This is a genomic window from Brevundimonas sp. P7753 (assembly GCF_013386595.1).
Taxonomy (GTDB): domain Bacteria; phylum Pseudomonadota; class Alphaproteobacteria; order Caulobacterales; family Caulobacteraceae; genus Brevundimonas; species Brevundimonas bullata.
Window position 1 is genome coordinate 21,721 of record NZ_JACARP010000058.1, and the last position, 13,145, is coordinate 34,865.

Sequence of the window (13,145 nt, forward strand, 5' to 3'; positions counted from 1 at the left end):
CCTCACGTCCCGCACCTTTGAGGTTCGGTCTTATCCCGCGGAGGCCGGCGGCGGCTTCGCCTCGGCGGGCGCCGAGCCCTTGGCCATGGCGGAGAGGCGTCGCCTAAGTCTGGTCACGCCCGCTAAAGTCAAGCTAATGTAAACTCACGTAAAATCATACACTTAGTTACATTTCTGGCGTGGCTATATCCGGTCGTGCGGGCTAGTTGCCCCGTCTTCGACCCATCGGGGGGCGATGCTGCGTAGATGGACGTCCGGGCTTCGGTGAAGCGCCGGCACGGAGCTGCGTGGTCATCTTGTCCGTCTCCCGAGTCTTCGGTCGAACCGGAGGCTCGTGACGTGTTGAAACTGCTGAAAACCTTGAAGCGCGTGGCGCTGCGTGTGGCCGCCATGGCTGCGCCCCTGGCGATCGCCGGCGTGGCCGGCGCTGCGGCCGCGTCTGACCTTCAGGTCTCCGCCTACACCTGGGCGCCCAACCCGGTGGCCAACGGCGCGCGTGCGACCTTCACCCTGCGGGCCACCAACAACGGGCCGGACCCGGTCAACGACGCCGTCGTGACCATCGCCGTGCCGTCGCACTTCTCGGTCGCGGCGGGGACCTTCCCCGCCTACTGCAGCCTGAGCGGCGCGGTCGGCGGCCAGACCCTGACCTGCGCCATGCCGCCGATGGCGGGCGGCGACGCCTCCGTCGTCTTCTCTGCGGATGCGACCAGCGCCGGATCACGGACGACGACGGCCAGCATCTCCAGCCTGACCAATGTCGACGGCAACGCAGGCAACGACAGCCTGACGGTTTCTCCGGCGGTTCGCGAGGGCGCGGACCTGTCGGTGGTCAAGGACGACGGCGAGCCGGATGACTCCATCCCCGCCGGCGGCATCCTGACCTATACCTTGCAGGCCAGAAACGCCGGGCCGGACGCGACGGCCGCGATCCGCGTGACGGACAACCTGCCGGCGGCCAGCAATTTCGAGTTCATTTCGGCGGCGGGTAGCGGCTGGACCTGTAACCGCAGCGGCCTGACGGTCGCCTGTAATTATAATGGAGCGGCCCTGATCGGCGATCTGCCGCCGATCACGATCAAGGGGCGGGTGCTGGCCACGGGCGGCACCATCACCAACAACGCCTTCGCCGGGCTGACCAGCCTGCTGGTGCTTGATCCGAACACGACCAACGACGTCGCGACGCCGGTGGTCACGACCATCGAGCCCGGTTCCGATCTGTCGGCGGAAAAGACCATGCCGGCCACCATCGTCCTGGGCGACAGCGCCGACATCACCCTGAAGATCCGCAACGTCGGGCCGACGACGGTCGACGGCGCCGTCATTGTCGATCAGATCGCGCCCGAGTTTGAAATTCTGACGCCCTTGCCTGCGGGTTGCGGCGTCGCGGGGCAGGCGCTGACCTGTACGGCCGGCGTCCTGACGACCGGGCAGGTCCAGACCTTCGTCATTCCTGTCCGCTCGCTCGCCGTCACGAGCGGCGGCGCGGTCAATTCCGCGACGGTGACGTCGCCGGCCGGGATTACAGATCCAATCCCGGACAACAACACGGCCAACGCCGGCTACAGCATCGTCGCGCCGAACGCCGACCTGCGCACGCGCAAGGTCAAGGGACCCAATCCGGTCGAGGCCGGCGAGGAGATGACCAGCACGATCACGGTCCGCAACCTGGGACCGTCGGTGCTGAACTATGACGCGGCCAATCCGCTGCGCATCGTCGATACGGTGACGGCGGACGAGACCTATGTCTCGGCGGCGGCGCCCTGGGTCTGTTCGCAGGCGGGGCTTGAGATCACCTGCGAACTGTCGGGGCCAGGCAGCCTGGCGGTCGGCGCCGATGCGGTGCTGTCGCTCAAGACCCTGGCGGGTATGGGCGCGGACCTGAACCTGAGCAACACGGCCTGTACGGCGGCGAGCGCTTTGCCGGGCGATCTCAACGGCGGCAACAACTGCGCCTCTGCGATTTCGCGTTCGACGCCGAACGAGGCCGATCTGGCCATCGTCAAGGAGGTCAGCCTGAGCGCGACGGGACCCTGGACCCAGACGCCCGCCCTGTCGGTGCCCTTCAACACCCAGGACTTCTACATCCGCTTCACGGTCAGCAACCTGAGCGGCCAGATCGCCCGCACCGTGGTCGTGACCGACGTCCTGCCGAACTTCATCAATGACGCCGGCAACGGCTTCGTCACCGGCTTCAACCTGGAAAGCGCCAGCCAAGGCGCGCCGGCCTACAGCGCGAGCAACGGCAGGATCAGCTGGACGGTGAGCGACCTGGACGTCGGCGACAGCGAGACCGCCGTCGTGCGCATTTCGCGTCCGGTCGAGAGCGGTCTGTTCGACAACGTCGCCGAGGTGAGCTCGCCGGACACGACCGAGGACCCGACGGCCCTGGCCAATAACCAGTCGACCGCCAGCTACGACATCGCGCCGATTACGGACATCACGCTGAACGCCAAGACGGTTTCGCCGAACCCGGCCAAGGTCGGCGTGCTGGCGACCTACAGCATCAGCGTGCGCGGCCTGGGGCCGAACCCGGCCTCGAACGTGGTGGTCGAGGACACCATCGACACGACGCGCTTCGAACTGGTCGGTCAGCCGTCCACCACCAAGGGCGGCGTGACCTGCGTCAAGAATGATGCGACCGGCAAGATCACCTGCCCCATGGGCACGATCAATCGTGGTCAGACCTATCAGATCAGCCAGCAGGTCCGGGCCCTCTTCCCGTTCGGCGGGGCGACCTCGGGCTTCCCGATCGACCACGTCAACACCGCGACCGTGACCACCTCGACCAACGAGACGAACGCCACCAACAACAGCGTCGCCCTGACGCACCCGGTGCTGGCGCCGACCATGGACCTGGCGATCACCAAGGAAGAGCCGAGCGCCGAATTCGACCCGATGCCGTTCGGGTCCGAGCTGGTCTATGACCTGCGCGCCTCCAACTATGGTCCCTCGCGCGCCGGCAATGTGGTCGTCACCGATATTCCGGCCGCGCCCGCCGGTTATACGATGGCCCTGTCCCGGTTCGAGGTGAACCCGGTCGGCGCTGACGGCGGGCTGACGCTCTACACGCCGCCCGCACCGAACTGCGTCACTGTGGCCGGCGGCCAGATCGAGTGCCGTCTGCATGACAGCGATCCGAGCCAGAACTTCCTGGATGAAGAGCGTCAGGTGATCTTCCGCCTGTTTATGGCTGTCACCGGCGCTCCGCCGACGGGTCCCATGACCTTCTCCAACGGCGCCGAGATCGTGTCGCTGGAACAGGACAATACGACGGTCAGTCAGGCGGACAGCCAGTTGGCCAACAATACGGCGGTGCAGACCACGACGGTCATTCCCGCGACCGATCTGGAGGTCGTCAGCAAGACCCGCGTCACGCCGTCGCCGGTGCAGATCAACCAGCCGGTCGAGTATCGGATCGTCGTGCGCAACAACGGCGTCTCGCCGACCACCCAGGTGCGCGTGTCGGATCAGCTTCCGTCGGGCTGGACGCGGGTCAACGTGGCCGGTCAGTACGAAGAGAGCTTCACCGTGGCCGGCGCGGCCTCGGTCTCGAACATGACCTGCTCAGGCGCGAACAAGATCACCTGCGTGCTGGACGGCGACTTCCCCGCCGGGATGGGCGACACCGTGACCCTGACGTTGTTCGCCAAGGCGGCCCATCCGTTTGCGGGCGCGCTGAACACGAACCTGACCAATACGGCCGAGATCAAGCCGGGTCTGGACGGTTCGGGCAAGGAAATCAGCCGCGACACGAACCCGGCCAACAACACCAAGACCGAAACCACCCAGGTCACGACGTCGTCGATCAAGGGCACGGTCTATCGCGACGACAACCGCAACGACGTGATCGACGCCAACGAGGGCATGACCGGCGTCACCCTGACGCTGAGCGGGACGGATGTGTTCGGCAACGCCATCGCCAACCGCACGACGACCACGACCGCGGGCGGCGCCTTCACCTTCGACCGCCTGCCGGCGGGGACCTATCAGATCGTCGAGACCCAGCCCTCGGGCACGTTCGACCGCAACGAGACCGCCGGCACGGCAGGCGGCGACGTCAACAACGCCGCCTATGGCAGCGGCGCGTCGAGCAATACGATCTCCAACATCGTCCTGCCGGCGACCACGGAGGCGACAGGCTATGTCTTCCAGGAAGTCAGCGCGGCCAAGGTGTCGGGCTACGTCTATCGCGACCTGAACAACAACGGCGTGCGTGAAGGCGGCAGCGGCGAGACGGGCTTTGCGCCCGCCGCCTTCGCCTCGACGCCGCACATCCGTCTGACGGGCACGGACTACGCCGGCGGCGCCGTGAACCTGACGGCCAACGTCAATGCGACGGGCTTCTATGAGTTCGCCTCGGTCCCGCCGTCGAACGGCGCGGACGCCTATACCGTGACGCAACTGGTCCAGCCGAACGGCGCGTCCGACGGCAAGGACGCCAACGGCGCCCTCGTGATCGCCAACTCCAGCGGCCGCACGGCGCCGGAAGGCTTCGACATCGGCGCGGTGGCGCCGGGCGCCGATCTGACCGAGCGCAACTTCGGCGAACTGCCGACCTCGCTGCTCAGCGGCATGGTCTTCCTGGACCCGAACGCCGATGCGATCCGCAGCGCGGGCGAGACCACGGGCCTTGCGGGCGCCGGTATTCGCCTGACGGGCCTGAACGACCTGAACGAGACCATCGACTGCCTGATCACCACGACGGCGACCGGACTCTACAGCTTCCCGAACGCGGCTTCGGCCACGCCGACCTGTCAGGTTCTGCGTCCCGGCGTCTATGCGCTGGAGATCACGCCTGCGGCCGGTCTGACCCACACGGGCGCCTTCATCGGCACCTCGGGCGGCGATTCCGGCGGCCAGAGCGGCGCCAATACGGCGGCGCCGGGCGAGGCCAACAAGATCGTGGCCGTCATCGTCGTCACCGCCGGCTCGTCGTCGATCAACTATGACTTCGGCGCCAGCGGCCAGGGCCTCAGCGGCTATGTCTATGTCGACAACAACGACACGGGCGTTCGCGACGCGGGCGAGGCCGGCATTCCGGGCGTGAGCGTCACCCTGTCGGGCACTACCGCGAACGGCCAGAACGTCTGTGACCTGATCGACTGCACGGTCACGACCGATGCGGCGGGCGCCTTCATCCTCCTGACGGTGCCGGGATCGGACGCGACGGGCTATACCCTGACGCAGCAGGCGCAGACCTCTGCGCCCCTGTCGAACTACACGGACGGCAAGGATGCGGCGGGCGTGGTCGGCGGCGTCGTGCGCGGCGCGGCGGCCAATGACGTCATCAGCGGCATCGTGCTGAACGCGGGCGAGCTGGGCTCCAACTACGCCTTCGGCGAGCTGGCCGGTTCGCTGGCCGGTCTGGTCTATGTCGACGGCAATGACGACGGCGTGCGTCAGGCCGGCGAGATCGGTCTGGGCGGCGTCGAGATCATCCTGTCGGGCACGACCGCCGATGGTCAGGACATCTGCGCCTGGCGCGCGGCCCTGGACCCGAGCCAGACCTGCACGGTCACGACGAAGGCGGACGGCTCTTACGTCTTCGACAACCTGCCGAAGGGGACCTATGCCCTGACGGAAACCCAGCCCAGCGCCTATGCCGACGGTCGTGAAGCCGCCGGTTCGGCGGGCGGCGCGGTCAACAACGGCGTCTTCGACGGCACGGCTGCGGCCAACACCATCGGCGGCATCGCCCTGGGCGCCGGCGTGGACGCGACCGACTATGTCTTCGGCGAGCGCGCCGTGGTCATCAGCGGCACGGTCTTCAAGGACCCGCAGCGCGACGGCGTGAACGGGGGCGGCGAGCCGCCTCTGGCCGGCGTGACCATCGAGCTGGTTCAGAACGGCGTGGTCATTGCGACCACGACGACCGGCCCGGACGGAACCTACACCTTCATCGACCTGCCCGCCGGCGACTATACGGTGCGCGAGGTCCAGCCTGACGGCTATGGCTCGTCGTCGCCGAACGAGGTCTCGGTCAACCTGACCCCTGGTCAGACCCAGACGGTCGACTTCGCCGACACGGTCAGCAGCATCGCGGGCCATGTCTTCGTCGACAGCAACAACGACGGCGTGCGTCAGGCCGGCGAGGCGCCAATTGCGGGCGTGGTCGTGACCCTGACGGGCACGGACGCGGCGGGCGGTGCGGTCAACCGCACGGCCACGACCAACGCCTCGGGCGAGTGGATCATCGACGACCTGCTGGCGGGGACCTATGTGGTCGTCGAGACCCAGCCGGCCAACTATTCGGACGGCCTGGACAGCGCCGGTTCGGTCGGCGGCGTCGTGACGACGCCCGGCGACCAGATCAGCGGCATCGTCCTGCCCGAAGCCACCGACGCGATCGACTATGCCTTTGGCGAGCGCGGTCAGGGCGTCAGCGGGAACGTCTATGTCGACGTGGACCTGAACGGCGTGAATGACGGCGGCGATCGTCCGCTGGCGAACGTGGTGGTGGAACTGCGCACCGCCTCGGGCGACCTGGTGGCCACGACGACGACGGGACCGGACGGGTCGTACAGCTTCGGCGACGTGCCAGCGGGCGACTATGTGGTCATCGAGACCCAGCCTGCGGGCTATGGCGAGGGGCCGGAGCATCCGACCAACCGCGTGCCCGTCACCGTCGTCACGGACGAGAAGACCGCGCCGATCAACTTCGGCGAGCGCACCGGCTCGCTGTCGGGCCTGGTCTACAACGACACCAACAACAACGGCGTCCGCGACGCCAATGAGCCGGTCATCGGCGGCGTCACCGTCGTCCTGACGGGCACGGATGCGCGCGGCGAGGCGGTCACACGCACCGTCGTGACCGGACCGGATGGAATCTACCGCTTCACCGACCTGCCGGGCGGGACCTATACGGTCACGGAAACCCAGCCGGACGGCTATGACGACGGTCTGGACACGCCCGGCACCTCGGGCGGCGCATCGGACGGCGGCGACGCCATCACCGGCATCGTCCTGGCCCCTGCGGCCGAGGCGACGGGCTACCTGTTCGGCGAGCGCGGCGACGAGGCCCAGATCTCGGGCTCGGTGTGGATGGACTCTGACCACGACCGCGCACGCGGCGGCGGCGAGGCCCCGCAAGCGGGCTGGACCGTCGAGCTGTTCCTGGGCGACGTCCTGATCTCGACGACCCAGACCGGCGCCGACGGCGGCTATGCCTTCACCGGCGTGGCCCCCGGCTCGGGCTATGGCGTGCGCTTCCGTCACCCGGACAACAACGCCGTCTATGGCGGGGCGCGTCCGAACGAGACCGGCGCGAGCTTCGTCGACGGCGTGACCTCGGCCTCCAATGCGGGCGGCGCGACCCTGAAGGATCGCGAACTGACAGGCATCACCCTGACGCCGGGCGCCGGCGTGGCCCAGCAGTCCCTGCCGCTGGACCCGTGGGGCGTGGTCTATGACGCGGTGCGCCGCACGGCCATTCCGGGCGCGACGGTCCAGATCACCGGACCGACCGGCTTCGATCCCGCCCTGCATCTGCTGGGCGGCGCCGGAAACGCGCGTCAGATCACCGACGCCCTGGGTCTGTACCAGTTCCAGCTGACGGCCTCGGCCCCGGCCGGCGCCTACAGCCTGTCGGTGACGCCGCCGAACGGGACCTACAACCCGAACCAGCCGTCGACGATCATTCCGCCCTGCGCGGGACCGCTGACGGTCAATGCGACGCCGGACCCCCTGCTGGTTTCGACCAGCAACGGCCCGCCGCCGCTGGGCACGGCTGAAGGCTGCCTGACGGGCGTGATGACCACCGGCTATGTGCTGAGCTTCAATATGACGCCGGGCGTCTCGGCCAACATCGTCAACAACAACATCCCCCTGGACCCGATCCTGGAAGGCGCGATCGAGGTCACGAAGACGACCCCGATGGTCAACGTCGTGCGCGGCGGTCTGGTCCCCTATGTCATTACGGCCCGCAACACCCTGGCCGGGACGCTGACGGGCCTGACCCTGACGGACCGCGTGCCCGCCGGCTTCCGCTATCGCGAGAGCAGCGCCCGTATCGACGGCGTGGCGGTCGAGCCGATCCAGAACGGTCGTCTGCTGACCTGGAACGACCTGACCTTCGCGGCGGGTGAAACCAAGCGACTGGAGCTGATCCTGGTGGTCGGTTCGGGCGTGGTCGAGGGCGAGCACACCAACGTCGCCTTTGCGGTGAACCCGATCGTCGATCAGGTCATCTCCAACCTGGCCGAGGCCACGGTGCGGATGATCCCCGACCCGGACTTCGACTGCACCGACATCCTGGGCAAGGTCTTCGACGACCGGAACGGCAATGGCGTTCAGGACGACGGGGAACCGGGTCTGCCGGGGGTGCGTCTGGCGACCGCGCGCGGTCTGCTGATCACCACGGACGCCGAAGGCCGGTATCACATCACCTGCCCGATGATCCCGAACGAGGACCGCGGCTCCAACTTCATCGTGAAGCTGGACGACCGGACCCTGCCGACGGGCTACCGCGTCACCTCGGGCAACCCGGAAACGGTGCGCCTGACGCGCGGCAAGTTCGCCCGCCTGAACTTCGGCGCCGGTCTGCACCGCGTGGTCCGTCTGGACCTGAACGGCGCGGCCTTCGACGGCGAGGCTCTGCGTCCGGAGTTCGAACAGCAGTTCGAGGGTCTGATCGCGACCCTGGCCGAGCGTCCCTCGGTCCTGCGTCTGGCCTATGCCGCCCAGGGTGAAAGCGCGGACCTGATCAAGGACCGCGTCGCCCAGGTCCGTCGTCGCCTCCAGGATCGCTGGAACGACGAGCGCGGCCGCTACCGACTGGTCATCGAAGAGGAGACCGTCGTCCTGTCCACTCCTCATGAGGGAGGCGTGCAATGATCCGCGCGTCGAACAAGCTGCTGACCGCCCTGCTGATGGGCGGATCGGCCATCGCCCTCGCGACCGGGGTTCAGGCCCAGGACGCCGCCGCCGATGATCGTCAGGTCTATTGCGGTCGCGACACGGATCGCCCCTGCGGTCCGGTGGCGGACGATGCGGCGGTTGAACGCCGCGGCGTCGGGAACAACCTGGAAGCCGCTGATCGCGGGGCGGCGCGTCCGTTCCGTGTCAGCGTCGATGGGGCAGGGGAGGACGGCGATGATCTGCGCGCCGACCGCCAGCGTCGTCAGGACCTGGCCCTGGCCGGGGCCGACGTGCGGGTTCAGGCCACGGCCTTCGACGTGCGCCCGGTGCTGAGCATCGTGGCGGAGCAGCCGGTGATCCGCGCCGGCGACGCCGTGCGCTTCTTCACCCTCAGCAACTACGCCGCCTATATCGACCGGGCCGAGGTTCGCATCTTCCGCGCCGATCAAAGCACCGAGGAAGCGCCGTTGACGGTCATCCCGGCGCGCTTCGGCCAACCCGTCCTTTGGACGACCGACCGGGATCAGCCGGGCGAGCATCGCTATCGCTATGTGCTGCGTGTCTATGACGGTGAGGGCCGCTACGACCAGACCTCGGCCCTGACGCTGGACGTGACCCATGCGGTCAACGTCACCAAGCCGGACATCCACGCAGGTCCCCTGTTCGAGAACATGCGCGTCGTTGACGCCATCTCGGTCAAGGGCGCGGCCGTCACCCTGAGCGGCGAGGTCGCTGACCCCGCCACCCGCGTCACCGCCTTCGGAACCACGGTTCCGGTGGATCGCACGGGCCGCTTCATGGTGCAGCAGATCGTCCCCGCCGACACCGCCGCCGTGGCGGTTCAGGTGGCGCGTCCCGGTCAGGTGCCGGTCGATCTGCTGCGCGAGATCGTCCTGCCGCGCACCGACCGCTTCTTTGTCGGCATCGCCGACATCACGGCGGGCAGCCGCAGCTTTGACGCCGCCAAGCATGAACTGCTGGGCGATGCAGGCGATCACCGCGACGACTTCGTCGACGGTCGTCTGGCCTTCTATTTCAAGGGCGTGGTTCGTAACGACTGGCGCCTGACGGCCTCGGCCGACACCGGCGAGCAGCCGCTGAAGAGCCTGTTCGACGGCTTCCTGGAGAAGGACCCGCGCTCGCTGCTGCGCCGTATCGACCCGGAGATGCACTATCCGGTCTATGGCGACGACTCGGTCACGGTCGAGGACGCCCCGACCTATGGCCGCTTCTATCTTCGCGCCGAGAACGAGAACACCGACGCCATGTGGGGCGTGTTCCAGAGCCGTCTGGGGGGCAATGAGCTGATCCGTCACCAGCGGACCCTGTACGGCGCCAATCTGGACTGGCGTAGCGACGCCGTGACCGCGAGCGGCGAGCGTCGCACCGAGATCACCGGCTTCGCCGCCGACCCCGGCACCGTGGCCAGCCGCGAGGACTTCGCCTCGACCGGGGGCTCGGTCTACTTCTTCCGCAACCGCGACATCGCGCCGGGGTCGGAGCGGGTCTTCCTGGAAGTCCGCGACAAGGATTCCGGCCTGGTGCTGGAGCGTCAGGAGCTGATCGCCGCCCGCGACTATGAGGTGAACTACCTTCAGGGGCGGGTCGTCATGCGCAATCCGCCGCCGATGACGGCGGATGCGAACAGCTTCGTGTCCCAGTCGTCGCTGGCCGGGAACCCGGTCTGGGTCGTGGCCACCTATGAGTATTCGCCGGGCCTGACGCGGCCTGAGGCCTTGACCACGGGCGGGCGGGCGCAGCACTGGCTGAACGATCGTCTTCGCGTGGCGGGCAGCGCCTATCATCAGGGCGAGGATCAGGCGTCGCAGGATCTGTTCGGCGCCGACGTCCTGTATCAGCACGCCCCCAACAGCTTCGTGAAGCTGGAGTTCGCCCAGGCGGACGGGCCGGGCGACGGCGCCTATCTGTCGTCCACCGGCGGCTATGACTTCACTAAGGTTCAGACCGAGGCCGACAAGGCCAATGCCGTCAGCCTGACCTTCGCCGGTCAGCTGGACGAACTGGGACTGGAGCGCGACGGGCGCTTCGGCGGCTACTGGAAGACGCGCGAGGCCGGCTTCTCGGCCCCCGGCGAGCTGACCTTTGGCGAGACCCTGGATCAGTACGGCGGCGTCTTCGACATGGCGCTCAGCGACACGGTCCGTCTTCAGGCCAAGGGCGACGTCACCGACGGCCGCCTGACCGAACGTCATGCGGTCGAGGTCGGCCTGCGTCGCGAGACGGCGGCGGGCTGGTTCGGCTCAATCGGCGTTCGCTCGGACAAGCAGCAGGGCCAGCGCACGCCCTACAGCCCGCTGTACGTGCCGCCGCCCAGCGAGGGCACGCGCACCGACGCGGCGGTCTCGCTCGGCTATCGCCACACGCCCGATCCCGAGACGCCCAACGTGGAGCAGCGTGACGCCCCCTGGGCTGTCTGGACCTTCGTCCAGGCGACGCTGGACCATGACGGCGGGCGGGAATCCAATGACCGTTTCGGCCTCGGCGGCGAGTATCAGGTCCACGACCGGCTCAAGTTCAAGGGCGAGGTCTCGGACGGAGACATGGGCTTCGGCGCCGATGTGCGGGCCGACTTCGCCATGACGGATCGCGGCAGCCTCTATCTGGGCTACGCCCTGGCCGGCGAGAACCCTGACGCCATGACCGGCGGTCGTCTGGGCCGCCTGACCGGCGGCGCGCGTCAGCAGATGGGCGAGAAGACCAGCGTCTTCGCCGAGCAACGCTATGACCACGGCGACGGCCCCACCGGCTGGACCCAGGCCTATGGCGTCGACTTCAGCCCCATCGAGGCCTGGACCTTCGGCGCCCGTTACGAGACCGGCTCTCTGGCCGACGCCCTGGGTCAGGAAATCGACCGCATGGCTATCGGCGCCACCGCCGATTATGGCAGCGACCGCCTGCGCTGGGCGTCAGCCCTTGAATACCGCAAGGACGAGGGCGACACGGTCGGCGAACGCACCACGGTCGCCACCCGCAACCAGGTGACGCTGAAGGCCACGCCATCGCTGCGCCTGTTCGCCAAGGCCAACATCTCCCTGTCCAACTCGGATCAGGCGATGGCGATGAACGCCGACTACTACGAACTGGCGCTGGCCGGGGCCTATCGCCCGGTGGACAATGACCGGCTCAACCTGCTGACCAAGTACACCTATCTGGCCGACCTGCCGTCGCCGGCCCAGGTGGACGCCCTGGGGCAGTCGCTGGACTATGCCCAGCGCAGCCACATCGCCGCAATCGACGGGACCTATCAGGTCACGCCGCGTCTGGCGGTCGGGGCCAAGGTCGCCTGGCGTCTGGGCGAACTGCGGGCCTCTCGCGACGAAAGCGCGCCCTGGTTCGACAGCGAGGCGACGTTCTGGGCCGTGCGCGCCGACTATCAGATCGTCCGCCGCTGGGACGTCCTGGTCGAGGTGCGCGAGCTGTCGATCAAGGAGGCGCAGGACAGCCGTCTGGGCGCCCTGGTCGGCGTCTATCGCCACTTCGGCGATCACGTGAAGCTGGGCGTCGGCTACAACTTCACCGACTTCTCGGATGACCTCGGCGACCTCAGCTACGACGAGCGCGGCTGGTTCGTGAACCTGATCGGCAAGTTCTGATCCACCAGCACCGACGCCGCCTTGCAGCGGCGCCGGTGCTGGGTTCTGGCTCTTGCTTACATCCCTGTATCTTGACGGGCAGCGAATGCTGGATGACAGTGTTCGTCAAGCTGCGCAGGTCCGGGGAGGGACCATGGGGAAGCGATCATTACAGGATGCGTCTCCAGTCGACCTGGAGACGGCTTGCCGCGACCACGCTGACGCCTTGCGCGCCATCACCCGCAAGGCGCGCGAAGACGAGGCGGATCTGGCTCAGGACGCCTGTCTGCGCCTGGTCGAGACCGCACAGCGAGAGACGGTCGGCGCTCCTGCCCATCTGTTGTACCGCATCGCCAGAAACCTGGTGATCGACCGCATGCGCGGCCGAGGTCGCGCCGCGCGCCTGTTTCAGGATCAGACGGCTTATGAAGAGCATCGATGTCCGTCGCCGGATCCCGAGCGGGTTCTTTTGGCGACCGAGCGGTTGCGCAGGGCGCTGAAGGTCATCGACGCCATGCCGGACAGGCGCCGTGAAGCCTTCCTGCTGCATCGGATCGACGGTCTCAGCTACCCGCAGATCGCGCGTCGCATGGGCGTCAGCGTCAAGGGCGTTGAAAAGCACATCTCCTCGGCCATGCTGCAGTTGTTGCGGGGCATGCAGGCGGAAGGGTTCGACGACTAGGGCGTGGCGCA

Annotated in this window: 3 protein-coding genes; all 3 read left to right on the plus strand. The window is 67.8% G+C overall.

Annotation, left to right across the window (positions count from 1 at the left end; genetic code table 11):
• Positions 1 to 339 precede the first annotated feature (339 nt).
• The 3 genes from HX774_RS11890 to HX774_RS11900 all read left to right on the plus strand — a co-directional run bounded on the left by HX774_RS11890 (position 340) and on the right by HX774_RS11900 (position 13,134).
• Positions 340 to 8,835 carry an SdrD B-like domain-containing protein gene (locus HX774_RS11890; RefSeq protein ID WP_218650401.1) on the plus strand — a complete coding sequence of 2,832 codons (8,496 nt, stop codon included), beginning with the start codon at positions 340 to 342 and terminating at the stop codon, positions 8,833 to 8,835.
• Positions 8,832 to 12,473, plus strand: a complete 3,642-nt coding sequence (locus HX774_RS11895) for an OmpA family protein (RefSeq protein ID WP_178827027.1) — start codon at positions 8,832 to 8,834, stop codon at positions 12,471 to 12,473. The genes HX774_RS11890 and HX774_RS11895 overlap by 4 nt, the downstream gene beginning before the upstream one ends.
• A 133-nt stretch (positions 12,474 to 12,606) precedes the next feature.
• Positions 12,607 to 13,134, plus strand: a complete 528-nt coding sequence (locus tag HX774_RS11900) for an RNA polymerase sigma factor (RefSeq protein WP_178827029.1) — start codon at positions 12,607 to 12,609, stop codon at positions 13,132 to 13,134.
• Positions 13,135 to 13,145: the final 11 nt, after the last annotated feature.